General features: G+C 73.5%; 21 protein-coding genes and 2 pseudogenes. 9 read left to right on the top strand and 14 right to left on the bottom strand.

Going from position 1 to position 24058, the window contains the following annotated elements:
* Positions 1-74: 74 nt before the first annotated feature.
* A complete protein-coding gene (locus ACODT5_RS21600; RefSeq protein ID WP_422520959.1) occupies positions 75-2027 on the top strand; it encodes an ABC transporter ATP-binding protein in 1953 nt (650 codons plus the stop codon).
* Between the two features lie 64 nt (positions 2028-2091).
* Positions 2092-2931 carry an endolytic transglycosylase MltG gene (gene mltG, locus ACODT5_RS21595; protein ID WP_422520958.1) on the top strand — a complete coding sequence of 280 codons (840 nt, stop codon included), beginning with the start codon at positions 2092-2094 and terminating at the stop codon, positions 2929-2931.
* Positions 2932-2946: 15 nt separating this feature from the next.
* Here mltG and ACODT5_RS21590 read toward each other — a convergent pair whose 3' ends face one another.
* From ACODT5_RS21590 to ACODT5_RS21530, 13 genes and pseudogenes are all read right to left on the bottom strand, one after another.
* Entirely contained in the window at positions 2947-4029 is a 1083-nt protein-coding gene (locus ACODT5_RS21590) for an NAD(P)-binding domain-containing protein (RefSeq protein WP_422520957.1), read from the bottom strand.
* 77 nt (positions 4030-4106) lie between these two features.
* Positions 4107-5194, bottom strand: a pseudogene (locus ACODT5_RS21585) (LLM class flavin-dependent oxidoreductase); the annotation flags it as partial.
* Entirely contained in the window at positions 5194-6234 is a 1041-nt protein-coding gene (locus ACODT5_RS21580) for an ABC transporter substrate-binding protein (protein ID WP_422520956.1), read from the bottom strand. The gene ACODT5_RS21580 and the pseudogene ACODT5_RS21585, both read right to left, overlap by 1 nt.
* Before the next feature lie 65 nt (positions 6235-6299).
* Complete coding sequence (locus ACODT5_RS21575) at positions 6300-7079, bottom strand: ABC transporter ATP-binding protein (RefSeq protein ID WP_422520955.1); 780 nt, start codon at positions 7077-7079, stop codon at positions 6300-6302.
* Positions 7052-7927 carry an ABC transporter permease gene (locus ACODT5_RS21570; RefSeq protein WP_422520954.1) on the bottom strand — a complete coding sequence of 292 codons (876 nt, stop codon included), beginning with the start codon at positions 7925-7927 and terminating at the stop codon, positions 7052-7054. The genes ACODT5_RS21575 and ACODT5_RS21570 overlap by 28 nt, the downstream gene beginning before the upstream one ends.
* A gap of 267 nt (positions 7928-8194) precedes the next feature.
* Positions 8195-8278, bottom strand: coding sequence for a putative leader peptide (locus tag ACODT5_RS21565; RefSeq protein WP_351303160.1), 84 nt, complete (start codon positions 8276-8278; stop codon positions 8195-8197).
* Between the two features lie 166 nt (positions 8279-8444).
* Positions 8445-9806 (bottom strand): cytochrome P450, encoded by a 1362-nt coding sequence (locus tag ACODT5_RS21560; protein ID WP_422520953.1) that lies wholly within the window; start codon positions 9804-9806, stop codon positions 8445-8447.
* 62 nt (positions 9807-9868) lie between these two features.
* Entirely contained in the window at positions 9869-10546 is a 678-nt protein-coding gene (locus ACODT5_RS21555; protein WP_422520952.1) for an HAD family hydrolase, read from the bottom strand.
* A gap of 68 nt (positions 10547-10614) precedes the next feature.
* Positions 10615-11094 carry an Lrp/AsnC family transcriptional regulator gene (locus tag ACODT5_RS21550; protein ID WP_385373440.1) on the bottom strand — a complete coding sequence of 160 codons (480 nt, stop codon included), beginning with the start codon at positions 11092-11094 and terminating at the stop codon, positions 10615-10617.
* A 26-nt stretch (positions 11095-11120) separates the two neighbouring features.
* A pseudogene (locus tag ACODT5_RS21545) lies at positions 11121-11868 on the bottom strand (DUF1295 domain-containing protein).
* 56 nt (positions 11869-11924) lie between these two features.
* Positions 11925-13178 (bottom strand): class I SAM-dependent methyltransferase, encoded by a 1254-nt coding sequence (locus ACODT5_RS21540; protein WP_422520951.1) that lies wholly within the window; start codon positions 13176-13178, stop codon positions 11925-11927.
* Entirely contained in the window at positions 13175-14008 is an 834-nt protein-coding gene (locus ACODT5_RS21535) for a DUF1365 domain-containing protein (protein WP_422524986.1), read from the bottom strand. The genes ACODT5_RS21540 and ACODT5_RS21535 overlap by 4 nt, the downstream gene beginning before the upstream one ends.
* 86 nt (positions 14009-14094) lie before the next feature.
* Entirely contained in the window at positions 14095-15414 is a 1320-nt protein-coding gene (locus tag ACODT5_RS21530) for an NAD(P)/FAD-dependent oxidoreductase (protein ID WP_422520950.1), read from the bottom strand.
* A gap of 178 nt (positions 15415-15592) precedes the next feature.
* On the opposite strand from ACODT5_RS21530, the gene ACODT5_RS21525 reads away from it, so the two are divergent.
* The 4 genes from ACODT5_RS21525 (at position 15593) to ACODT5_RS21510 (ending at position 20327) form a co-directional block, all read left to right on the top strand.
* Complete coding sequence (locus ACODT5_RS21525) at positions 15593-17110, top strand: SDR family oxidoreductase (protein ID WP_422520949.1); 1518 nt, start codon at positions 15593-15595, stop codon at positions 17108-17110.
* The gene (locus ACODT5_RS21520; RefSeq protein WP_422520948.1) at positions 17107-17670 is read left to right on the top strand and encodes a putative immunity protein; all 564 of its coding nucleotides are present in this window, start codon (positions 17107-17109) and stop codon (positions 17668-17670) included. Before ACODT5_RS21525 ends, ACODT5_RS21520 begins: the two co-directional genes overlap by 4 nt.
* A 147-nt stretch (positions 17671-17817) precedes the next feature.
* A complete protein-coding gene (locus tag ACODT5_RS21515; protein WP_422520947.1) occupies positions 17818-19200 on the top strand; it encodes a cryptochrome/photolyase family protein in 1383 nt (460 codons plus the stop codon).
* A gap of 35 nt (positions 19201-19235) precedes the next feature.
* Complete coding sequence (locus ACODT5_RS21510) at positions 19236-20327, top strand: MerR family transcriptional regulator (RefSeq protein ID WP_422520946.1); 1092 nt, start codon at positions 19236-19238, stop codon at positions 20325-20327.
* Here ACODT5_RS21510 and ACODT5_RS21505 read toward each other — a convergent pair.
* Positions 20257-20844, bottom strand: a complete 588-nt coding sequence (locus tag ACODT5_RS21505; RefSeq protein ID WP_422520945.1) for an RNA polymerase sigma factor — start codon at positions 20842-20844, stop codon at positions 20257-20259. The two genes, ACODT5_RS21510 and ACODT5_RS21505, sit on opposite strands and share 71 nt — an antisense overlap.
* A 143-nt stretch (positions 20845-20987) precedes the next feature.
* On the opposite strand from ACODT5_RS21505, the gene ACODT5_RS21500 reads away from it, so the two are divergent.
* From ACODT5_RS21500 to ACODT5_RS21490, 3 genes are all read left to right on the top strand, one after another.
* On the top strand, positions 20988-21665 hold the full coding sequence (locus ACODT5_RS21500; protein WP_422520944.1) for a histidine phosphatase family protein: 678 nt from the start codon (positions 20988-20990) through the stop codon (positions 21663-21665).
* Positions 21666-21747: 82 nt separating this feature from the next.
* Positions 21748-23331: an APC family permease gene (locus ACODT5_RS21495; RefSeq protein ID WP_422520943.1), complete on the top strand. Its 1584-nt coding sequence runs from the start codon at positions 21748-21750 to the stop codon at positions 23329-23331.
* A gap of 67 nt (positions 23332-23398) precedes the next feature.
* The gene (locus ACODT5_RS21490) at positions 23399-23827 is read left to right on the top strand and encodes a universal stress protein (RefSeq protein ID WP_422520942.1); all 429 of its coding nucleotides are present in this window, start codon (positions 23399-23401) and stop codon (positions 23825-23827) included.
* Positions 23828-24058: the final 231 nt, after the last annotated feature.

Raw genomic sequence — 24058 nt, 5'->3', positions numbered from 1 at the left:
CCAGATTCATTGTGAGTATAGGTAACAATGAGCTATGCTCATTCGAGTCTCGTCACCTGTCATGAAGGAGGCCCATGCGCCCCAAGGAACCCGAGTGGGAGCCCTCGAAAGAATCCCTAGACCCCAGCGGTCCCGCCCCGGACGAGCGGCCGCGCGAGCTGCGCCGCATCGTCTCCCTCTTCCGGCCCTACCGGGGCAGGCTCGCCGTCGTCGGCGTGCTGGTCGCCGCCTCCTCGCTGGTCGGAGTCGCCACCCCCTTCCTGCTCAAGGAAGTCCTCGACGTAGCGATCCCGCAGGGCCGTACCGGGCTGCTCAGCCTGCTCGCCCTGGGCATGATCGCGACCGCGGTCGTCACCAGCATCTTCGGCGTGCTCCAGACCCTGATATCCACCACCGTCGGGCAGCGCGTCATGCACGATCTGCGCACCGCGGTCTACGCACAGCTCCAGCGGATGCCGCTGGCCTTCTTCACCCGTACGCGCACCGGCGAGGTGCAGTCCCGCATCGCCAATGACATCGGCGGCATGCAGGCCACGGTCACCTCCACGGCGACCTCGCTCGTCTCGAACGCGACGGCCGTCATCGCCTCCGTCGTCGCCATGCTCGCGCTCGACTGGCGGCTCACGCTCGTCTCGCTCGCCCTGCTGCCCGTCTTCGTGTGGATCAGCCGCCGCGTCGGCGGCGAGCGCAAGAAGATCACCGCGCAGCGCCAGAAGCAGATGGCCGCGATGGCTGCGACGGTCACCGAGTCGCTGTCGGTCAGCGGCATCCTGCTCGGCCGCACGATGGGCCGCGCGGATTCGCTCACCACCTCCTTCGCGGAGGAGTCCGAGAAGCTCGTCGACCTCGAAGTGCGCTCCAGCATGGCCGGGCGCTGGCGGATGTCCACCATCGGCATCGTCATGGCCGCCATGCCCGCGCTCATCTACTGGGCGGCCGGCATAGCCCTGCAGACCGGGGCCCCCTCGCTCTCGGTCGGCACCCTCGTCGCCTTCGTCACCCTCCAGCAGGGCCTGTTCCGGCCCGCCGTGAGCCTGCTGTCGACCGGCGTCCAGATCCAGACCTCCCTGGCGCTCTTCGCCCGCATCTTCGAGTACCTCGACCTGCCGGTGGACATCACCGAGCGCGAGGACCCCGTCCGCCTCGACCGCGCCAAGGGCGAGGTCCGCCTGGAGGACGTCCACTTCGCCTACGACGCCAAGAGCGGCCCCACCCTGACGGGCATCGACATCACGGTCCCGGCCGGCGGTTCCCTCGCGGTGGTCGGCCCGACCGGATCCGGCAAGAGCACGCTGAGCTACCTCGTGCCCCGGCTCTACGACGTCACCGGCGGCCGGGTCGCCCTCGACGGCGTCGACGTGCGCGACCTCGACTTCGACTCGCTGGCCCGCTCCATCGGCGTGGTCTCCCAGGAGACCTACCTCTTCCACGCCTCCGTCGCAGACAACCTGCGCTTCGCCAAGCCCGACGCCACCGACGAGGAGATAGCGGAGGCGGCCCGCGCGGCCCAGATCCACGATCACATCGAGTCCCTGCCCGACGGGTACGACACCCTGGTCGGCGAGCGCGGCTACCGGTTCTCCGGCGGAGAAAAGCAGCGCCTGGCCATCGCGCGCACCATCCTGCGCGACCCGCCGGTGCTCATCCTCGACGAGGCCACCAGCGCGCTGGACACCCGCACCGAGCATGCCGTGCAGCGCGCCATCGACAACCTCTCCCAGGGCCGCACCACCATCACCATCGCCCACCGCCTCTCCACCGTCCGCGATGCCGACCAGATCGTGGTGCTCGACGGAGGCCGGATCGCGGAGCGCGGCACCCACGAGGAACTGCTGAAGGCCGACGGCCGGTACGCCGCTCTCGTACGGCGCGACCGGGAGAGTGCGATCAAGCCGGAGGCCCCGGCGTCCGAAGGGCTCCTGTCCGGGGCGCTCGGTTCGGAGATGCGCAAGGCGGATCTGCTCAAGCCCGGGACGTTCAAGCCGGACACCCTGCGCGGCACCGAGCCGACCCCGGTGAACGTGTGATCGTATGACCGGCACACGGGTCGGGATGCCGGGAATCCGACGGTTCGCGGGTTAGCGTGCCCGCATGCCTCATGAGAACCGGCTGCCGTCACCGCGCCGTTCCCGGCTCACCCGCCGGGGCAGGCTGGCGCTCTTCCTCGGAACCGTCCTGGGACTCGGGGCAGCCCTCCTGATCCCCTTGTTTCCCGGCGAGGAACCGCCCGAGAAGCCGCGCCAGTTGCTGATCCCCGAGGGCTGGCGGGCCCCGCAGGTCTACGCGGCCATCGACCGCGAACTGAAGCTCCCGGCCGGCTCCGCCAAGGCCGCGGCTGCTACGGCCGTCCTGCCCCTGCCCGCTGAGGCGAAGGGCAATCCGGAGGGGTACCTCTTCCCGGCCACCTACCCGGTGACCTCGAAGTCCACCCCGGCCTCACTGCTCACGTACATGGTCGAGACGGCCAACAAGAGCCTCGCGACCAAGGCCGTCGCGGACGGCGGCAAGGCCCACGGCATGACCCCGTACCAGACGGCCACCCTCGCGAGCATCATCGAGGCGGAGGCCGAAACCCGCGGGGACATGGGCAAGGTCGCCCGGGTGGTCCACAACCGGCTGGCGAAATCGATGCCGCTCCAGATGGACTCCACCATCAACTACGCGCTGAACCGCTCCACGGTGGACACCAAACTGAGCGAGACGAAGATCGACAGCCCCTTCAACACGTACGAGCGCCAGGGACTGCCGCCCACCCCGATCGACAGCCCCGGCCTGCAGGCCATGGCGGCCGCCGTCGCCCCGACACCCGGAGACTGGCTCTTCTTCGTCACCGTGAAGCAGGGGGACACCCGCTTCTCCGCCACGTACGAGGAGCACAAACGGCACGTGGCCGAGTTCAACCGGCTCCGGGCCGCCTCGCGCGCCGCCTGATCCGAACGGCGCGCCTCAGACCGTCTCTTGGATGCCGGCCCGGGTGCGGGTGAGCAGACGGCCGATCTCGCGGGCCGCGGCGCCGCCGGCGCGGTTTGCGCCGATGGTCGACGCCGAAGGGCCGTAGCCGACCAAGTGGATCCGCTCGTCACGGACCGCGCGCGTGCCGTCGAGCCGGATGCCGCCGCCCGGCTCGCGCAGCCGCAGCGGAGCCAGGTGGTCGATGGCGGGGCGGAAGCCGGTGGCCCACACGATCACGTCCGCTTCGACGCGGGCGCCGTCCGACCAGGCGGCCCCCGACCCCGTGAGGTGGTCGAACATCGGCCGGCGGTCCAGGACGCCCGACTCCAGCCCGCCCCGGACGGCCTCGTTCAGCGGCAGCCCGGTGACGCTGACCACGCTGCGGGGCGGCAGGCCCTGCCGTACCCGGTCCTCCACCAGGGCCACCGCCGCACGGCCCTGCGCCTCACCGAAGCTCCCGTCGCGGAACACCGGGGGCCGGCGGGTGACCCAGGTGGTCTCCGCCGCCACCTCGGCGATCTCCAGCAGGTGCTGCACCGCCGAGGTGCCGCCGCCCACCACGATGACCCGGGCTCCGGCGAACTCAGCCGGCCCCGGGTAGTTCGCCGTGTGCAGCTGGCGGCCCCGGAAGAGTTCCTGCCCCGGGTAGCGCGGCCAGAACGGCCGGTCCCAGGTCCCGGTGGCGTTGATCAGGGCCCGCGCCGACCAGGTCCCGGTCCGGGATTCCACCAGCAGCCGGCGGTCGGCCCCGTCGCGTACGGCCGTGACGTCCACGGGGCGGCGTACGCGCAGGTCGAAGCGGTCCTCGTACGCGGCGAAGTACTCCGCGATCACCTCGGAGGACGGACGCAGCGGATCGGCGCCGGTGAGTTCCATCCCGGGCAGCGCGTGCATGCCGTGGACCTTGCCGTAGGTGAGCGAGGGCCAGCGGAACTGCCAGGCGCCCCCCGGGCGCGGCGCGTGGTCCAGGACCACGTGGCCGATGCCCGCCCGTGCCAGGTGGTAGGCGCCGGACAGGCCGGCCTGCCCCGCGCCCACGACCACCACGTCCACGTCCTGCACCGCGAATTCGTTCACGGTTCTACTAACTGGGAGCGGCGCCGAGATCTTCCCGGACCCCGCCGGTCCCGGACCCGCCGGTCCCGGCCTCAGCGCGCGAGCAGGCCGCGCGCCGCGAGCTCCGGAGTCACCCCCTCGCCGAACCAGTAGGCCTCCTCCAGGTGCGGGTAGCCCGACAGCACGAAGTTCTCGATCCCGAGCGCGTGGTACTCCTCGATCCGGTCCGCCACGTCCCCGTGGCTGCCGACCAGGGCGGTGCCGGCGCCGCCGCGCACCAGCCCGACCCCGGCCCACAGGTTCGGGGAGATCTCCAGCTTGTCGCGCGAGCCGCCGTGCAGGGCCAGCATCCGCTGCTGGCCGACCGACTCGCTCGCGCCCAGCGCCGCCTGCGCCGTGGCGATGGACGCGTCGTCCAGGTCCCCGAGCAGCCGGTCCGCCGCCGCCCAGGCCTCCTTCGCCGAATCCCGGGAGATGGTGTGCAGCCGGATGCCGAACTTCACCGTCCGGCCCCGCTCCTCGGCCAGCGAACGGATCCAGTCGATCTTCTCCTTCACCTCCTGCGGCCGCTCGCCCCACGTCAGGTACACGTCCGCGTGCTCGGCGGCCACCGGACCCGCCGCGGCCGAGGACCCGCCGAAGAAGATCTCCGGCAGCGGGTCGGGCGGCAGCGCCGTCAGTCCGCCGTCGATCCGGTAGTGCTCGCCGTGGAAGTCGAAGGGCTGCCCGCCCCAGACACCCCGTACGACCGAGAGGAACTCGGCCGTCCGTGCGTAGCGCAGATCGTGCCCGAGGTGGTCGCCGAAGCGCCGCTGCTCCGCCGAGTCGCCGCCCGTCACCACGTTGAGCAGCAGCCGGCCGCGCGTGATCCGCTGGTACGTGGCCGCCATCTGCGCGGCCAGGGTCGGCGAGATCGCCCCCGGCCGGAAGGCCACCAGGAACTTCAGCCGCTCGGTGTGCTGCGCGAGCGCCACCGTCGTCAGCCAGGCGTCCTCGCACCAGGTGCCGGTCGGGGTCAGCACCGCCTCGAAGCCGAGCCGCTCGGCCGCCTTCCGGATTGCCGCGACTACTCGATGTCGGGCTCGCGCACCCCGGCGGCGGCATGGTTGTTGGCGTAGGCGTGCCGGTCGACGAGGGTGCGGCCGTCGCCTCCGGTCGGCAGGAACCAGTGCAGTCGTACCGTCATCAGGAGTCCTTCCCGTACGTGCGCGCGGGGGTGGTGGAGGGCGGCAGGTTCCCGTTGAAACGGGTGTCCACGAAGTCCTTGAAGACGACCTTGCCCGGGATCAGCTTCAGCTCGGTGAAGGTGTCGGCGATCTTCTGCTCGGAGGCCACGGCCGCATCGTCCACGGCCACCGGCACCCGGGTGCCGGTGCTCCGCTTCACCGCGTCGAAGGCCACCTCGTACGGCAGCCCGGTCTCCTTCGACCAGACCTTGGCCCACTCCTCCGGGTGCTTGAACACCCAGTCCTGGGCCCGCTGGAGGCGCTGGAGGAAGTCCCCGATGGCCTTCCCCTTGCCCTCGTCCGCCAGCGCGCCGGGCGCCGCCACCTGGAAGGAGAGCCCGTTGACGACCCCCTCGCCGCTGGTCAGGATGCGGGCGCCGGAGCGCAGCACCTGGGAGGTGTACGGGTCCCAGACCGCCCAGGCGTCGACCTTGCCGCTGTTGAAGGCGGCCAGTGCGTCGGCGGGCTGGAGCAGGGTGATCTGTACGTCGGCCGGGGTCAGGCCGGCCTGCTGGAGGCTCGCGATCAGCTGGAAGTGGGCCGAACTGCCCTGCGCCACCGCGATCTTCTTGCCGCGCAGCTCGGCGGGGGTCTGGAGGGTGGAGCCCTTGGGTACGAGGATCGCCTCGCCGGCGGAGGAGCCGTGGGAGGCGCCCACCACCGTGATCTTCGACTTGGCCGCGGCGGCGAACACCGGCGGGGTGTTGCCGACGCCGCCGATGTCGACGGCCTTGGCGTTGACGGCCTCCAGCAGCGGGGGACCGGAGGTGAAGGTGGACCACTTGATCTCGTAGTCGATCTTCTCCAGTTCACCGGCGGCCCGCAGCAGCGACTCGTAACCGCCCTTCTGGTCACCCACGTTGAGGGTGACCTTGGCGCCGCTCTTGGCGCCGTCCTTCGCGCCGGTACCGGTGTCGGCGGCCGAGCTGCCGCCGCAGGCGGTCAGGACCAGCGACAGCGGAAGCAGCGTGGCGAGCAGGGGCAGGGTGTGACGTCTCATGTCGCTTCTCTTCGATCTCTCGTACGGGAATCAGGGCAGGGGAAGCAGAGGGGCCGATCGGCAGCTCAGCCGGCGCCGAGCTCGGCCAGCAGCCGGGCGCGCCATGCGGCGAAACCGGGGTCGCCGACCGGGCGCGGCCGCTCCAGCGGCACCTCGGTGTCGTAGGCGATGCGGCCCTCGTCCATCACGAGCACGCGGTCGGCCAGCAGCACCGCCTCGTCGACGTCGTGCGTGACCAGCAGCACCGCGCAGCCGCGCCGCTGCCACAACTCGGCCACCAGTCGCTGGGCGTTGATCCGGGTCAGCGCGTCGAGCGCGCCGAACGGCTCGTCCAGCAGCAGCAGATCGGGCTCGCGGACCAGGGCCCGGGCCAGGGAGGCCCGCTGCGCCTCGCCGCCGGACAGGGTCTTCGGCCAGGCGTCGGTGCGGTGTTCCAGCCCGACCTCCGCCAACGCGCGCTCCGCACGGTCGCGTTCGGGGCGCCCGGGCAGGCCGAGCAGCACGTTGCGCCAGACCTTCTTCCACGGCATCAGGCGGGGAGCCTGGAAGGCCACCGCCCGGCGCTCGGGCACCAGGACCTCGCCCTCGACCTCCCGGTCCAGGCCGGCGAGCACGCGCAGCAGCGTGGACTTCCCGCAGCCGCTGCGGCCGAGGAGCACGGTGAACTGCCCCGCCCGCAAGGTCAGATCGAGTCCGTCGATGACGGCCCGGCCGTCGAAGGACCGGGTCAACCCCCGGACCCGTACGGCGGCATCGGCCGGGTCCGCCGTGGCGGTGACGGTGGCGGCGGCCGTGGTGACGGTGGTGACGGCGGCGGTCACTGGCCGGTGAAGGTCGGTCGCCATTGCAGCAGCAGCCTTTCGAGAGCGCGGACGATGAGGTCGGCCGTGAGGCCGAGGAAGGCGTAGACCACGAGGCAGACGACGATGACGTCGGTGCGGAAGAACTCGCGGGCCTGGTTCATCAGGAACCCGATTCCGGCGTCGGCGTTGATGGACTCCCCGAACACCAGGGCCAGCCAGCCGGTGGCCAGCGAGTACCGCAGCCCGGTCATGAACCCGGGCAGCGCGCCCGGCAGCACCACGTGCCGTACCAGACCCCAACGGCCCAACCCCAAGGCCCCGCCCGCTTCGATGAGTTGCTCGTCCACCCCGCGGATCCCGGCGTACACGTTCAGGTACAGGTGGAAGGCCGTGCCGAGGGCGATGAGCGCCACCTTCGGGGCCTCCCCGATGCCCATCCAGATGATGAACAGCGGGATGAGACCCACCCAGGGCGCCGTGCGCAGCATCTGCACGCTCGCGTCGATCAGGTCCTCGCCCAGCCGGGAGAGCCCGGACAGCAGCGCCAGCACCGTCCCGACCGTCCCGCCCAGGACGAGACCGATCGCCACGCGCTGGAGCGACACCCCCATCGCGGCGGGCAGGGTGCCGTCCGCGATCAGGCCGGCCGCGGCGCTCGCGATGGTCGAGGGCGGAGCGAGCGCATCGGCCGGCAACCAGCCCAAGCTGCTCGCCAGTTGCCAGGCGGCGAGCAGCAGGAGCGGTCCGATGGTGCGCCGCGCCCAGCGGGGCGGGGAGCGCCGTTTCGCCGAGGCGGGCACGACCGGTACGAGCGCGGGGGCGACGCCGGCCGAAGACGCAGATGGTGCTTTAACCGATATGTCCGGCCGCGCATGGCTGGTGAGGGTCATGGGTGCTCCACGGAAGGGGAGGGGGCGGGGCGAGGCAGGGGGAAGCGCACACCCATCGGCCCCCACGCCCGTACGGAGGCGGAGTTCAGGGGCCGCGGAGCTCGGAGAACCGGGGCCGCGGAAGACCGGAGCAGCACGAGACCGGAGCCACGGAGGGTCCGGGACTCCGGGGGATCGGCGGCTCAGGAGATCAGAGGCTCGGGGGATCGGAGACTCAGGGCGTGCGAAAGGAGAGCGCGGAGCGCTCGTGCCACAGGTAAAAGGGCGTCAGCAGCCGCGACAACACGCGGCGGAGGCCACCCGCAGCAGGTCGATGTGACCGCGCGTGGTGAGCATGACGGGACGCAACATGCGGCGAAACTTAGCCATTCGCCCGAGCCGGGTCAATGGCGTCTCGCCCCCTGGGATGGCGATCTCTCCCGTCGGGACGCGGCTCTCGCCGGCGGGGCCCGGCCCGCTCCCGTCGGGACGCGGCTCTCTCCGTCAGAGCCCGGCTCTCTCCGCCAGGACGCGGCCGTCAGGGCCGGTGCGCGCGGAGCGTGGCCAGGACCTGGTCCCTGGGCTGGAGGGTGAGCCCCGGGAGGACCCCCGCGCGGGTCGGACCGCTGTCAAGGTGGAAGCGCTGGGCCACGACGGCCAGGACGAGGGCGGCCTCGACGAGGGCGAAGCGGGCCCCCAGACAGGCACGCGGGCCGCCGCCGAAGGGGAACCAGGCGTGTTCCGGGATCTGGTGAGCGGCGCCCGCATCCCACCGCTCGGGGCGGAAGGCCTCCGGCTCCGGAAACCAGCGCTCGTCCCGGTGCATCGACCAGGGGCTGGTCCACACCGACAGCCCGGCCGGTACCGGACGCCCGCCGAGGGTGGCACCCTCCCTCGCCACCGCGGAGATCAGCCAGATCGGCGGGTAGATCCGCAGCGCCTCCTTGACCACCTGCTGGGTCCAGGGCAGCCGCGCGTAGTCCTCGTACGTCGGCAGCCGCCCGCCGAGCACCCGGTCCAGCTCCTCCGTCAGCCGTGCGCGTGCCTCCGGTGCCCCCGAGAGCAGCTGCCAGGCCCAGGTCAGGGTGGTCGACGTGGTCTCGTGGCCGCCGATGTACAGGGTGATCGACTCGTCCCGCAGCTCCGTGCGCGACAGCGGCCCGCCGTCCTCGTCGCGGGCGGCCAGGAGCCTGCTGAGCAGGTCGTCCCGCTCCTCGCCGGCCGCCGAGGCCGCCTCGTGCTCCTGGATGACGTGCTCGATCTCGCGGTCGAGGACGTCCACCGCCGCCCGCATCCGGCGCCGGCCGGGCGTCTGCACCCAGGGCGGCAGGAACATGGTCACGCCCCGGAACTCGGCGCTGAGTTCGCGCTGAGCGGTGGCCATGGCGGCGCTGATCGGCGCCTCCCGGCCGGCCGCGTCGCTCCCGAACAGGGTCCGCACCGCGATGCGTTGGGTGAGCCCGGCCATCTCCCGGTGCACGTCGATCCGCGCGCCGTCGCTCCAGCCGGATACCAGTGCGTCGCTGCACTCCACCATCGTGCCCGCGTACGCGCGCACTTGGCGCGGGCGCACCGAGGGCTGGACCAGTGCGCGCTTGCGCCGCCAGTCCTCGCCGGTGGCCACGACCACCCCGTTCCCGAGCAACTGGCGGAAGGCCCAGCCCAGTTCGGTCGGACTGAAGGTGGACTCCACGGCGCCGAGCAGCTCGCCCGCGTGCTCCGGCCGCGAGACCAGGACGTTGCGCTGCGGGCCGAGCGCCCAGGGCACCCAGTCCCCGTACTCGTCGCGCAGCGACTCGAAGAAGGCCAGCGGATCGCGGGCGAAGGCGGGGAGGTTCCCCAGCAGGGGCCAGCGGCGCGGTCCGCGCTCGGAGCCCGGGGGCAGCAGGGTGGCGGTCACCCCGGCATGGTGACAGCGCCGCCCGCAGGACGCCAGAGCATCCGGTCAGGGCGTCCGGCGGCTCAGGCCGCCCGGGCCGCCGTGAGCCAGGTGTAGGCGCTCTCCGCGCTGAACTCCGTCTGCCCGGAGGGGAAGAGGAGCCCGGCCGCCGCGAAGGCCGGGTCGTCGGCGGTGGCCGCCACGTACGGGACGGCCACGCACCGCATGCCCGCGGCCTGCGCGGCCAGGGCGCCCGGGGCCGCGTCCTCGACGACCACGCAGTCGGCGGGGTCCGCGCCCAGCCGGCGCGCCGCCTCCAGGAACACGTCCGGGGCGGGCTTGCCCTGCGCGACCTCCTCGGCGGACACCACCGTGGTCAGCAGCGCGTCCAGCCCGGTGCCCGTCAGGACCGCGTCGATCGCCTCGCGCGAGGAGCCGGAGGCCACCGCCATCGGGACGCCCTCGGAGTGCAGCCGCCGTACGAAGGCGCGCATCTCGGGGTAGGCCTCGGTGTGGGTCCGGGCGAGCTCCAGGTAGGCGGCGTTCTGCTCGGCGAGCAGCTGCTCCACCGGGGCCGGGATCCCGTACTCGTCCCGGAGGATCTCCAGGGTTTCCAGGGTGCCGATGCCGATGTACCGGGAATGCTGCTCCCAGGTGAAATCGGGGACCCCGTGGCGCTCCAGCGTGCGCCGCCCGGACTCGTAGTAGTTCGGCTCGCTGTCCACGAGGGTGCCGTCGAGATCGAATATGACGGAGATCATCCGTAGTGCCCGTCCTGCCGGTGCCCGGTCCTGCCGGTGCCTGCCTCATACCTGTCCCGACCATCTTGTCAGGGTTTGCGCGCTGCTCGACCCACGGACTCGACCAGGGGGAGGAGCCGGTGCGGCACCCGCTCGCGCAGCGCGACCTCGGTCCGGGTGCGCACCACGCCGGGCAGCCGGATCAGCCGCTGGATGACGTCCTCGAGGTGCGCGTTGTCCCGCGCGGCCACCCGGGTCAGCAGGTCCCCGCCGCCGGTGATGGAGAAGGCCTCGATGATCTCCGGTACGGAGGCCAGCGCGTCGCCGACCTCGTCCAGGTGCCCCTGGGTGACCTCGATGTGCACGAACGCCAGGACGGGATGCCCGAGCGCGGCGGGGGAGAGGACCGGCCCGGTCCCGGTGATCACCCCGGTGCGCTCCAGCCGGTCCAGCCGGGCCTGGAGGGTGCCGCGCGCGACGCCGAGGATCCGGGCGTACTCCCGGACACTGGTGCGCGGCTGCTCGATCAGCAGGCGCAGGATCCGTGTGTCGAGCTCGTCCACCGCCATGCCGCGACTGTACCAATGCGTCCGGATCAAACCCGGTCTGACCTGCGGTGGTGCCGCGACCGGCGGGGCGGCCGGGGCAGGAAGCCGCTGGTGCGGGCGCGGTACGCGGCGTAGCCGGGGCGGTCCGCCATGTGCCGCTCCAGCAGCCGTTTCCCGCTGCCGCCGATCAGCAGGTACGACATCGCGAGCGGGGAGACCACCGACACCGCCACCGCTCCGCCCGAGGTCCAGGCGGTCAGCGACAGCCCCCACCACACGCAGAAGTCGCCGAAGTAGTTCGGGTGCCGGGTCCAGGACCACAGGCCCCGGTCCATGATCCGTCCCCGGTTCGCGGGATCGGCCTTGAACCGGGCCAGCTGGTGGTCGCCGACCGCCTCGAAGAGCAGCCCGCACAGCCACAGCGCGGTACCCGCCACCGCCAGGGCTCCGGGGCGCCCGGTCGCGTACGCCGCCGCCTGCACGGGCAGCGAGATCAGCCAGACCAGGGCCGCCTGGAGCAGGTGGACCATGCGCAGCGCGTACAGGTTCCGGTTGCCCGGGGCCTTGGCGAGCATCCGCTCGTAGCGCGGGTCCTCGCCGTGTCCCCGGCCCCGCCAGGCGATGTGCGCGGCCAGCCGCAGGCCCCACAGCACCGCCAGGACCGCCGGCAGCGGGTGCCCGGCCGCCCGACAGCGCGTACGTGGCCACCGAGACGGCGACGAAGCCCAGGCCCCAGGCCACGTCCACCACGCGGTGCATGCGCAGCCGGACCCCGACGGCGAAGGCGGCCAACATGACGGCGAGGGCCGCTCCCGCCGAGACGGCCAGGTTGAGCCCGAAGGCGCCCCAGTTCACCGGGGACCACCGCCCGCCGCGAGCCCCTCAGAGGTCGTGCGCGTCAGCAGGAACTGGTGCACGTCCAGGTAGCCCGAGGCGAAACCGGCTTCGCAGTACGCCAGGTAGAAGGTCCACATCCGCCGGAACGTCGCGTCGAAGCCCAGCTCCGCCACCCGGTCGGCCCGCTCCGCGAAGCGCTCCCGCCACAGGCGCAGCGTCTGCGCGTAGTGCGCCCCGTAGGCCTCGGAGCGGGTCACGCGCAGCCCGGTGTGCGCACGCGCCATCTCCTCCACCACCCGCACGGACGGCAGCATCCCGCCGGGGAAGATGTACTTGTGGATCCAGGTGTACGTGTCCCTGGTGGCGAGCATCCGCTCGTGCGGCATGGTGATCGCCTGGAGCGCGACCCGCCCGCCGGGCGCCAGCAGCCGGTCCAGCGTGGCGAAGTACACCGGCCAGTACTCGGCGCCGACCGCCTCGATCATCTCGACGCTCACGATCGCGTCGTAGCTCCCCTCGGCCTCCCGGTAGTCGCACAGCCGCACCTCGACCCGGTCGGACAGCCCCGCGGCCGCGATCCGGCGCAGGGCCAGCTCCCGCTGCTCCCGCGAGAGGGTGAGGGTGACCACGTGCGCACCGCGCCGGGCGGCCCGTACGGCCAGCTCGCCCCAGCCCGTACCGATCTCCAGCAGCCGGGTGCCGGGACCGGCCTCCACCAGGTCCAGCAGCATGTCGATCTTGCGGTGCTGGGCCTCGCCGAGCTGCTCCCGGCCCGCGGGCAGGGAGCGGAACACCGCCGAGGAGTAGGTCATCGTCGGATCGAGGAACTCCGCGAAGAGCTCGTTCGACAGGTCGTAGTGGCGCTGGATGTTCGTCCGGGAACCGTCCGGGGTGTTGCGTTCCGAAGCCGGGTGCCGGGAGGCCCACAGGCCGCGCAGCCGCTGGAGCGGAGCCGGGACCAGCCCCGTCACGTGCCCGGCCAGCACCGTCAGGACGGCGACCGGGTCGCGCGCGTCCCACTCCCCGGCCAGGTAGGACTCGCCGAAGCCGATCAGCCCCTCGGCCGCGATCCGGCGTTCGAAGGCGTCCGGGTCGTACACCGCCATCGCCGGGCCGCCCCGTCCCAGGGTCCCGTCGGGGCCCATCCGGACCTGGAGCGGCAACCGGTCCAGGGCCCGGCGGATCAGCAGCCGTCCGACGGCGGCCCTGGCCCGGGAGCAGGGCGGCACGGCCGGGGCGGTGGCGGTGGTGGTGGTCGACGTGCTCACTTCAGGCCCTCCTGGGGTACGTGGCGGGGACGCGGCCGGACCGGCAGGCCGCGCAGCCACAGCCGGACGCCGTGGAAACGGATGCCGACGCTGACGGCGGCGGTGGACCAGGGCCTGCGCAGCGCGGCGCGCAGCAGTCCGCGGGCGCCGGCGGGGCGGCGTTCGCCGCGGACGGTCGCGGTCAGGCGGGCGCCGTCCGTACCGCCGGCGAGCCGGACGGTCAGTGCGAGGTGGTCGCCCGGCTCGGGCAGCTGCATGCGGTAGGCGCCCTCCACCGCGAGGAAGGGGGAGACGTAGAACTCCTTGGGGACCGGGGACACGTCGAGGTCACCGCGGTCACCGCGGTCGCTCCGGTCGCTCCGGCCGCCCGGGTCGGCCAGGGCGGTCTCCGGAGGGAGCAGGTAGCAGTGCCGTTCGCCGTACGTGTTGTGCACCTCGGCCACCACCTGGCGCAGGGAGCCGTCCGGGCCGTGGCACCAGTACACGGTCAGCGGGTTGAAGACGTGGCCGAGCACCCGGGCGTGCGCCAGCATCAACACCCTTGACCCCGGGGGGAGTCCGGCGTCGCGCGCCGCGAGGAACGCGTCCAGTCCGGCCCGGATCGAGGGGACGCCGCCGCCGAAGTGGTCGCGCGCCTCGAAGCGGGCGAGCGGCCGCAACGGCCGGGGGAGGCGCGGGAGCCGGTCGAGGTCCACCAGCCACAGGTACGTGCGGTGCCGCAGCCGGTAGCGGCTCCCGCCCGACCGGACGTGCCGGATGTCGGCCAGATAGAGGCGGGGCTCCATCGGGCGGGGCTCGGCCGGGCCGGGCTCGATGGGGCCGGGCTCCATCGGGCGGGCCTTCGACGGGCCGGGCTCGGTCGGGCCGACCTTGATGGGGCCGGGCTCCATCGAGCCGGGCCCCGGCGGGCCGTGGTTCACCACGTCACCCCCAGTGCGGCGGCCGCCTCCACGCCCGAGCGGCAACCGTCCTCGTGGAACCCCCACCCGTGGTAGGCGCCGGCGAAGGCCGTGACCGGCCCCGACAGCGCGGGCAGGAGCCGCTGGGCGGCCACCGACTCCGTCGTGTAGACCGGGTGTTCGTACTCCATCTCGGCCAGGACCAGCTCCGGCCGCACCGCCCCGTCCGCGTTCAGCGTGACCACGTACGGCTCCGGCCCGTCCAGCCCCTGGAGCCGGTTCATGTCGTAGCTGACCCGTACGTGCGCGTCGGCCGGCCGGCATCCCGACAGCCGGTAGTTCCAGCAGCCCCGGGCGCCGGGCGTGCGCGGCAGCACCGAGGTGTCGGTGTGCAGCAGGGTCCGGTTGCGGGAGTAGCGGAAGGCGCCGAGCGCGGTGCGTTCCGCCTCCGTCGGATCGGCGAGCAGGCGCAGCGCCTGATCGGCGTGGACGGCGACGACCACCCCGTCGTAGAGGGCGGTGGCACCGCCGGCGGTGGTGACCGACACGCCCTGCGGGGTGCGCGCGAGGGCCCGCACCGGGGTCGCGAGGTACACGGCGTCCAGCCGTTCGCGGACCCGCTCCACGTAGCGCGCCGAGCCGCCCTCGACCGTGCGCCAGTTCGGCGAGCCGCCGACCGACAGCATGCCGTGGTGCTCCAGGAACCGGAACAGGTACCGGGCCGGGTAGCCGAGCGCCGTGTCCGGCGGGCACGACCACACCGACGCCACCAGGGGAATCGCGAAGTGCGCGGTGAAGTAGGGCCCGAAGCGGCCCCGTTCGAGGAACTCGGCGAGGGTGATCTCGGCGGCGGCCCCGCCGGTGTCGCCGGCCTCGCCGGTCCCGGAGCGGGCGTCGGCGGCGGCCAGCAGCCGCCTGGCCCCCCGGTGGAACGCCGGGATCCGTGCCAGCATCCGCAGGTACTCCGGGTTCACGGCGGACCGGCGGCGGGCGAAGAGGCCGCGCGGCCCGCGCGCACCCGCGTACTCCAGCCCGCACCCCTCGCAGCGGACCGACAGGCTCATCGTCGTCGGCCGGGTGGCCACCCCCAACTCGCCGAAGAGCCGCAGCAGGTGGGGGTAGGTGCGGTCGTTGTGGACGATGAACCCCGAATCCACCGCCCGGACCACCCCGTCCGGTCCCTTCAGCTCGTGCGTGTGCGCGTGCCCGCCCAGCCGGTCGTCCGCCTCGTACAGGGTCACCTCGTGCGAGCGCGCCAGCACGTATGCCGCCGTCAGCCCCGACACGCCCCCGCCGATCACGGCCGTCCGCGGGCGCGGCGCCCCTCGCTCGGTCATCGTGTTCCTCCCTCTCCACCCCGTCACCCGGGGCACCCCGTCACCCCCTCTTCGGAGCCGAGGGGGGTCTTGGATGTGCCGTACGGGGGAATCCCGCATCCGATCCGGCGCGCCGCGGAGAATCGGAGGGAGGGGGCGGAGGTACCGAAGGAACAGCGCGCGAGGAGCGGAGACAGCCATGACGGGCAAGAACTGCCTGGTCACCGGGGCCACCGGATACATCGGCGGACGCCTCGTACCGGAACTCCTGGACGCCGGGCACCGAGTCCGCTGCCTGGCCCGCGCCCCGGAGAAACTGCGCGACCATCCCTGGGCCGGCGAAGCCGAGATCGTCCGGGGAGACGTCACCGACCCCTCGTCCCTCGCCGGGGCGATGACCGGCATCGACGTCGCCTACTACCTCGTGCACTCCCTGGGCACCGGATCCGGCTTCGAGGAACGCGACCGGGACGCCGCCCGGGCGTTCGCGGACGAGGCCCGCGCCGCCGGTGTCCGCCGCATCGTCTACCTCGGCGGCCTCACCCCGGCGGACATCCCCGTCCGGTCCCTCTCACCGCACCTGCGCTCCCGCGCCGAAGTCGGGGAGATCTTCCTCGCCGGAGCCGTCCCGGCGACCGTGCTGCGCGCCGCCGTCGTCATCGGGTCCGGGTCCGCCTCCTTCGAGATGCTGCGCTACCTGACCGAACGGCTGCCCGTCATGGTCACCCCCAGCTGGGTCGGCACCCGCTGCCAGCCCATCGCCGTCCGCGACGTGCTGCGCTACCTCGTCGGCAGCGCCGGCATGCCGCCCGAGGTGAACCTGGCCTTCGACATCGGCGGGCCCGACGTGCTCACGTACGAGGAGATGATGCGCCGCTACGCCGCCGTCGCGCGGCTGCCCGCCCGCCTGATCCTGCGGGTCCCGATGCTCACCCCGAGGCTGTCCAGCCACTGGATCGGCCTGGTCACCCCCGTGCCGAGGGCGCTGGCCCGGCCGCTCGCCGAATCCCTGCGGCACGAGGTGGTGTGCACGGAGCGCGACATCGCCGTCCACGTCCCGGACCCGCCGGGCGCGCCCATCGGCTTCGACGAGGCCCTCGCGCTGGCCCTCCGGCGGATCCGCGAGGCCAAGGTCACCACCCGCTGGTCCTCCGCCTCCGTCCCGGGCGTGCCGAGCGACCCGCTGCCCACCGACCCCGACTGGGCTGGCGGCAGCCTCTACACCGACCACCGGGAGCTGGCCGTCGGGGCCCCGACGGCCGCACTGTGGCGGGTGGTGGAGGGCATCGGCGGGGAGAACGGCTGGTACTCCTTCCCGCCGGCCTGGGCCGTACGGGGCTGGCTGGACCGGCTCGTCGGCGGAGTCGGCATCCGGCGGGGCCGCCGGGACGCGGCACGGCTGCGGGTCGGGGACTCCCTGGACTTCTGGCGGGTCGAGGAGATCGAACCGGGCCGGCTGCTGCGGCTGCGCGCCGAAATGCGGCTGCCGGGGCTGGCCTGGCTGGAACTGCACGCCGACCCGCCGTCCCCGGGGGAGACCGGATCCCGCTACCACCAGCGGGCCCTGTTCCATCCGCACGGCCTGCTGGGCCACCTGTACTGGTGGAGCGTGTCACCGTTCCATGCCGTCGTCTTCGGCGGCATGGCCCGCAACATCGCCCGCGCGGCGGAGCGCGCGGACGCCTCCGACGGGGGTGCGGGAGAATCGGGTCCGTGACGATCGGATCCGGGGACTTCGAACTGACCATGGACGAGCTGCGCGTCGTCGCGCACTACGTTCTGGGGAGCGCTGAGGACGTTCTTCACGTGTTCGAGGAAGCCGTGCCCGGCGATCCTCGACCCCGTGCGGCCGTCAACGCCGCGCAGGACTTCGCGAGCGGCGCCAGGAGGACCAACCTTCAACGCACCACCTCCCTGGACGCCCACCGGGCGGCGAAGGAAGCGACCACGGAGGCCGCACGGCTCGCCGCGCGCGCCGCGGGAGACGCCGCCGCCGCGGCCTACCTCCATCCGATCGCGAAGGCCACCCAGGTGGGACACATCCTGAGAGCCGCCGCGAGCGCGGCACGCATCGGCGAACTGAACGCGGACGACGATGCCGCCGTCGGGCTCCGGCTGATCGAGGAGGCCCGCCAACGCGCCACACCCGTCCTGATCGACGTCCTGAACAGGTACCCGCTCGCACCGGCCGGCAAGAGCCGTACCGCACAGCTCATGACCCTCCTGGACGCGTCCCTGCGCGTGCCCGCCGGCCGGAGCCCGGAAGTGTCCTCGTAGACACCCCGGGCACCGCGCGGCGGCGCCACCGCATCCGGGAGGGGGCCCGGCGCATCCGGGAGGGGGCCACCGCATCCGGGAGGTGTTCCGGCAGCGAAGTACCTCACGACAGCCCGTACCCACCCCCCCCCACGCGGAGCGAACCCGATGAACGTCGCGGTGGTCCTCTACACCTCCGACCTCCGGCTGCACGACCATCCGCCGCTGCGGGCGGCCCTGTCCTCTTCCGAGCAGGTGGTCCCCCTCTTCGTGCGCGACCCGGCGGTCGCCGCCCCGCCCAACCGGCTCGCCTTCCTCGCCGACTGCCTCGCCGGCCTCGACGCCGGGCTGCGCTCCCGCGGCGGCCGCCTCGTCGTACGGTCCGGCGACCCGGTCGCCGCGACCATGGCCCTCGTACGGGAGGCCGACGCCGACGAAGTGCACATGGCGGCCGGGGTCAGCGCCTACGCCCACGCCCGTGAGCAGCGGCTGCGCGAAGCCCTCGAAGCCGAGGGGCGGAGGTTCCACGTCCACGACGCGGTGATCACCGCGGTGGCTCCCGGAGCCGTCACTCCCACCGGGTCCACCGGATCCGACCACTTCGCCGTCTTCACCCCGTACCACCGCCACTGGTCGGAGCACCCCCTGCGGGCCGCCGCCCCCGCGCCCCGCACCGTCCCGGTGCCCGACGCGATCCGCTCCGAGCCCCTGCCCGAGCGCGCCGCCGTCACCGGCACCTCCCCGGGCCTCGCCCCCGGCGGGGAGTCCGAGGCGCGCCGGCTGCTCGCCCGGTGGCTGCGCTCCGGCATCGACCGCTACGGCGAGACCCACGACGACCTGGCCGGCGACGCCACCTCCCGGCTCTCCCCGCACCTGCACTTCGGCACGCTCTCGCCCACCGAGGCCGTCCACCGGGCCCGCGCCGCCGGCGGCCCCGGAGCGGAGGCCTTCGTACGGCAGTTGTGCTGGCGCGACTTCCACCACCAGGTGCTCGCGGCCAGGCCCGGGGCCGCCGCCGCGGACTACCGGGACCGCGGAGACCACTGGCGCACCGGCCCCGCCGCCGAGGAGGAGACGCTGGCCTGGAAGGAGGGCCGCACCGGCTACCCGATCGTCGACGCGGCCATGCGCCAACTGGTCCACGAGGGCTGGATGCACAACCGCGGCCGACTGCTGGTCGCGAGCTTCCTCACCAAGACCCTGTACGTCGACTGGCGCGTCGGAGCCCGCCACTTCATGGAGCTCCTCGTCGACGGGGACCTCGCCAACAACCAGCTCAACTGGCAGTGGGCGGCGGGCACGGGCACCGACACCCGACCCAACCGGGTCCTCAACCCGGTCCGTCAGGGCCTGCGTTACGACCCCGACGGCGGCTACGTCCACCGCTGGGTCCCCGAACTGGCCGGACTCCCCGCACCGCGCGTGCACGAGCCCTGGCGGCTGCCCGGCCTGGAGCGGGCGCAATACGACTACCCCGACCCGGTGGTCGGCCTCGCCGACGGCCTCGACCGCTTCCGCGAGGGCCGCGGCACGGGACCGGGATCCGGGTGACCGTGCACCGGCCCGCCGCGCCGTACGGTGGAGAGGTGGAGCCCGAAACCCCGCAGCCCCAGCCCCAGCCCCAGCCCCAGGCCCAGGCCCAGGCCCAGGACCCCCACGGCCAGGCCGAGGCCCAGACCCCGCCCCAGACCCCGCCACCGCCCGTCGCCCTCGGCACCGGGGCCGTCGCCCGGCGCCTCGGGGTCTCCCCGACCACGCTGCGCTCCTGGGAGCGCCGCTACGCCATCGGGCCGGACCGCCGCGAAGAGGGCAGGCACCGGCGCTGGACCCCTGCGGACATCGCCCGGCTGGAGCTGATGTGCCGCCTCAGCGCCCAGGGCGCACCCCCGTCCGAAGCCGCCCGGGTGGCCCGGGGAGTCGCCCCGGACGGCCCGGCCGCAGCCGATCCCGCCGCCACGACCCCCGGAGGGCCCCGAGCGCTGCGCCTCGGGGACGTCCGCCCGGAGTGCAGGGGGCTCGCGCGGGCCGCCGTACGGCTGGACGCGCCGGCCGTGGAGGACCTGCTGGCCGCCGTGCTCGCCGAGCTGGGGCCGGTCACCGCCTGGGAGGAGGTGATCGCGCCGACCCTGCACGCGGTGGGCCGCAAGTGGGCCTCGTCCGGGGAGCGTTACGTGGAGGTGGAGCACCTCCTGTCCTGGTACGTTTCCGCGGCCCTGCACCGCATCCGGCGGGCCCCGGAGCCGTTCCCGGCGCCGCCCGTACTGCTGGCGTGCGCGCCTGGGGAGCAGCACAGCCTCCCGATGGAGGCGCTGGCCGCCGCCCTCGGTGAACGGGCCCTGCCCGTAAGGATGTTCGGAGCCGCCCTGCCCGCCGACGCCTTGTGCGAGGCCGTCCGGCGGACGGGTCCGCGGGCCGTCGTGCTGTGGGCGCAGTCCCGTACGACGGCCGACGCCGCGCTGGCCAGGTCGGTGGCGGGCATCGAGTGGGGCCCGCGCGGCGCCCGCGGTCACTCGGTGCTGCTGCTCGCCGGCCCCGGCTGGGGCGCCGGAGCCACAGCCCAACCAGCCCGTGCCGAGCGGCTGTTCGGGCTCCGATCGGGGCTGGCCGTCATCGAATCGGTTGTGGCACTCCGGACTCCAGGGACGGCTCCAGGGACGGCTCCAGGGACTGCCGCATGACGTGCAGGGCCCGCCGCATGTGGCTCTTGACGGTGCCCAGCGGGAGTCCGGTGCGGTCCGCGATCTGCGACTGCGTCAGGTCCGCGTAGAAGGCGAGCCGCAGCACCCGCTGCTGCGCCGACGGCAGCCGGGCCAACTCACCGAGCAGCAGCACCCGTTCCACGGCACGCTCCGGCCCGGGCTCCGGTTCGGGCCGGCCCTGTGCGCAGACGCGCGCGGCGGCCCGTACCACCCGGGCCCGCCTTGTGCGGGCCTCCAGGGCGTCGGCCACCTTGTGCCGGGTGATGCCGGTCAGCCAGGCCCCGAGGCCGCCCGGCCCGGGCCGGTACCCGCCGCGGCCCCGCCACGCGGCGAGGAAGACCTGCTGGGTCACGTCCTCGGCCTCCCGTTCGTCGCCGAGCGAGCGTGAGGCCAGCGCGTGCACCAGCGGCCGCCAGCGCCGGTAGACCGCCGCCACGCAGTCCTCGTCGCCCGCCGCGAAACCCGCCGCCAGCCGGGTGTCGTCCTGGTCGTCCATGCCCCGAGCCTCGCGAGCGCGGCCCCGCCGGCCAACTTGCACCGCTTGCGCATCGATTTCCGCAGCGGTTTCCCCACGTACGGCGGACACCGGCGGCACCTCAGGGACTGCGCCCCGATGCCGCAGGGACTAGGGTCCGAAGGGTGAGCGACCTGCTGCTGGTGAGGCACGGCGAGACCGCCTGGAGCGCGACCGGACGGCACACGGGGCGCACCGACGTCCCGCTGACCCCGCACGGGGTCGAAGAGGCCATCTCGCTCTTCCCGTACTTCCGGGACAAGCACCCGGCCCTGGTGCTGACCAGCCCGCTCCGCCGGGCCGCCGCCACGGCCGAGCTCGCCGGCCTGAGCGGGGGCGTCACGGACCCCGACCTGTACGAGTGGGACTACGGCGGCTACGAGGGCGTCACCACCGCGGAGATCCAGCGCGAGCGCCCCGCCTGGTCCCTGTGGACCGACGGCGTACCGCCCGGGGACGCGGAGCACCCCGGCGAGAACGCCGCCCAGGTCGGCGCCCGCGCGGACCGGGTGCTGGCCCGCGTGGCCGGGGTACTGGGCGAAGGCCGGGGCAATGTCGTCCTGGTCGCCCACGGGCACCTGCTGCGCGTGCTGACCGCCCGCTACCTCGGTCTGCCGCCCGAGGCCGGACGGCTCTTCATGCTCCGGACGGGCACCTTCAGCGCACTGTCCACGGAGCACGGCCTGCCGGTCATCGCGAGCTGGAACTCCCGCCCCTGGGGCACGCGGCCCGCGGGAACACCGACCCCGGGAACACCGACCCCGGGAACACCCGCCCCCGAACCGGAACGCCCGCCCCAGTAGCAGTCCCTCGCCCGGCCGCGTCTGCCGCGTCCGCCGAGCCCCCCGCCTCGCGCGCGGCCGCCGTCTGCGTGACGATGCGTACATGGCCCACGATGGCTCGGACGGCGTGCCCCCTGAGAGCCCGGAACCGCTTCCGGGAGCGAGGGCCGTCACGGACTCCGGCGGCGCGGACGCGGAACCCGGGCTCAAGGCCAATGCGATCGGCTTCCTCGACGCGCTCGTCATCGGCCTGAACTCGACCTCGCCCGCCTACTCCCTGGCCGCGGTCATCGGGCCGATCGTCGCGCTCGCCGGCATCTACGCGCCCGGCGTCATGCTGGCCTCCTTCGTCCCGATGCTGCTGATCGCCGCCGCCTTCTACTACCTCAACAAGGTCGACCAGGACTGCGGGACCACCTTCTCCTGGGTGACGCGCGCCATGGGCCCCTGGGCGGGCTGGCTCGGCGGCTGGGCCATCGCGATGACCGGCGTCCTCGTCATCGGCTCGCTGGCCGACGTGGCCGTGCACTTCGGACTGCTCGCCGCCGGACTCGACAGCTGGGCGGCGAACGAGGCCCTGCGCCAGAGCCTCACCGTCGTCGTGATCCTGGCCATGACGGCCGTCTGCGTCATCGGCACCGAGATGTCGGCCCGGCTCCAGGACGTCCTGATCCTCGCCCAGGTCTTCTTCCTGCTGGTCTTCGCCGTCGTCGCCCTCTACCGGGTCTACGCGGGCACCAGCAGCCTCGACGGCACCAGACCCGCGCTCGAGTGGCTCAACCCCTTCGGCGCGGGCGGCGCCGCCCTCACCGGCGGACTGCTGCTCGGCGTGTTCATCTACTGGGGCTGGGAGTCGGCGGTCAACCTCACCGAGGAGGTCGAGAACTCGGCCACCGCACCGGGCAAGGCCGGCATCTGGTCCACCGTCGTCCTGCTGGTGACGTACCTGTCCGTCGGCTTCGCGGTCGTCGGCTACGCCGGGACGAAGTTCCTCTCCGAGAACGCGGGCGAGGAGGAGGCCGTCTTCGCGGTCCTCGCGCACGAGGTCATGGGCGGCTGGGACTGGATCGTGTTGCTCGCCGTCTGCACCTCCGCCCTCGCCTCCACCCAGACCACGATCATCCCGGCCTCCCGTACGGCCCTGTCCATGGCCCGCCGGCACGCTCTGCCGCCGAACCTCTCGCACATCCACCCCCGGTTCCGGACCCCGGACGTGAGCACCTGGTGGGTGGCCGGCATCGCCATCGCCTGGTACCTCGCCGTCAACCAGATCAGCGAGAACGCGCTCCTGGACTCCCTGACCGCCCTCTCCCTGCTGATCTCCTTCTACTACGCCCTCACCGGCCTGGCCTGCGCCGTCTACTACCGGCGCCACCTGCTGGAGAGCGTGCACAACTTCCTGCTGATCGGCCTCGGCCCGGTGCTCGGCGCCGGTCTGCTGGCCTGGCTGCTCGTGCAGTCCGTCGCCGACATGTCCGACCCGGAGAACTCGGCGAGCGGCGTCTCCTGGTTCGGCCTCGGCCCGCCGCTGGTCATCGGGATCGGCATCGCCGTCGTCGGCGTGCTCGTCATGTGCTTCTGGCGGATCAGGGACGGCCGCTTCTGGCAGGAGCGGCGCGGCGTCGCCGACCCGGCCCTCGTCCACGCGGCCACGAAGCCCCGTAAGCCCGAAGTGCCGAAGCCCTGAAGCGCCGAACCCAGAACCCAGAACCCCCGAACGCAAGCCGAGCCGAGCCGAGACCAGAGGAGCCCCGATGTCCGTCGTCCTCGGGTACGACGAGTCCCCCGGAGCCGAGCGCGCCCTGCGCGTGGCCCTGGAGGTGGCCGCCGCCTTCGGCGAGCCGCTCGTCCTCGTCTACGGGGCCGCGGCCCCGGGTCCCACCGGCGAGGAGTACCGCGCGCACCAGGAGGCCGTCCGCGAGGCAGGCCGCAGCGCGCTCTCCCGGGCGGTGGAGGCCGCCGACGAGGCGGGAGTGCCGTCCACGGTCGAGGTGGCCGACGCGAAACCGGCCCAGGCGCTGCTCGACGCCGCCGAACGGCACGACGCCCGGGTGATCATCGTGGGGAGCTGGGGCGACAGCCCGATCCGCGGCGCCCTGCTCGGATCCACCCCGCACAAGCTCCTGCACCTCTCCCCGGTCCCGGTCCTGTGCGTTCCGACGGAACACGCTTCCGGGGGCTGACCCGCCGCCCCGGGTCCGTTGGCCTTCCCATGGGCGAAGATCACCGCTCCCGCCTGTGCCAATGGCCCACCCGGAGCGGCCCGAGTTGAGCCAATGCCCCTGTGGATGCTTATCTGTGTCCTATCCATGTATCTACGGCGCCACGCAGCGCCGGACGGCAACGAGGCCGCTCCGGACCGTGGCGCCTTCGCCGTGCCCGTGTACCGCCCACCACCCCCGGGCGGACGCGGG

This window comes from Streptomyces tatrensis (assembly GCF_049310065.1).
GTDB lineage: Bacteria > Actinomycetota > Actinomycetes > Streptomycetales > Streptomycetaceae > Streptomyces.
This window is presented reverse-complemented; position numbering and strand designations above follow the sequence as displayed.

Excerpts from the sequence above, each read along its gene's own strand:
- ACODT5_RS21495 (WP_422520943.1), top strand. The coding sequence starts at position 21,748 with ATGGCCCACGATGGCTCGGACGGCGTGCCCCCTGAGAGCCCGGAACCG.
- ACODT5_RS21575 (WP_422520955.1), bottom strand. The coding sequence starts at position 7,079 with ATGGCGACCGACCTTCACCGGCCAGTGACCGCCGCCGTCACCACCGTC.
- ACODT5_RS21565 (WP_351303160.1), bottom strand. The coding sequence starts at position 8,278 with ATGTTGCGTCCCGTCATGCTCACCACGCGCGGTCACATCGACCTGCTG.
- ACODT5_RS21600 (WP_422520959.1), top strand. The coding sequence starts at position 75 with ATGCGCCCCAAGGAACCCGAGTGGGAGCCCTCGAAAGAATCCCTAGAC.
- ACODT5_RS21570 (WP_422520954.1), bottom strand. The coding sequence starts at position 7,927 with ATGACCCTCACCAGCCATGCGCGGCCGGACATATCGGTTAAAGCACCA.
- ACODT5_RS21515 (WP_422520947.1), top strand. The coding sequence starts at position 17,818 with ATGAACGTCGCGGTGGTCCTCTACACCTCCGACCTCCGGCTGCACGAC.
- mltG (WP_422520958.1), top strand. The coding sequence starts at position 2,092 with ATGCCTCATGAGAACCGGCTGCCGTCACCGCGCCGTTCCCGGCTCACC.
- ACODT5_RS21530 (WP_422520950.1), bottom strand. The coding sequence starts at position 15,414 with ATGACCGAGCGAGGGGCGCCGCGCCCGCGGACGGCCGTGATCGGCGGG.
- ACODT5_RS21490 (WP_422520942.1), top strand. The coding sequence starts at position 23,399 with ATGTCCGTCGTCCTCGGGTACGACGAGTCCCCCGGAGCCGAGCGCGCC.
- ACODT5_RS21580 (WP_422520956.1), bottom strand. The coding sequence starts at position 6,234 with ATGAGACGTCACACCCTGCCCCTGCTCGCCACGCTGCTTCCGCTGTCG.
- ACODT5_RS21525 (WP_422520949.1), top strand. The coding sequence starts at position 15,593 with ATGACGGGCAAGAACTGCCTGGTCACCGGGGCCACCGGATACATCGGC.
- ACODT5_RS21535 (WP_422524986.1), bottom strand. The coding sequence starts at position 14,008 with ATGGAGCCCGGCCCCATCGAGCCCGGCCCGGCCGAGCCCCGCCCGATG.
- ACODT5_RS21550 (WP_385373440.1), bottom strand. The coding sequence starts at position 11,094 with ATGGCGGTGGACGAGCTCGACACACGGATCCTGCGCCTGCTGATCGAG.
- ACODT5_RS21555 (WP_422520952.1), bottom strand. The coding sequence starts at position 10,546 with ATGATCTCCGTCATATTCGATCTCGACGGCACCCTCGTGGACAGCGAG.
- ACODT5_RS21505 (WP_422520945.1), bottom strand. The coding sequence starts at position 20,844 with ATGGACGACCAGGACGACACCCGGCTGGCGGCGGGTTTCGCGGCGGGC.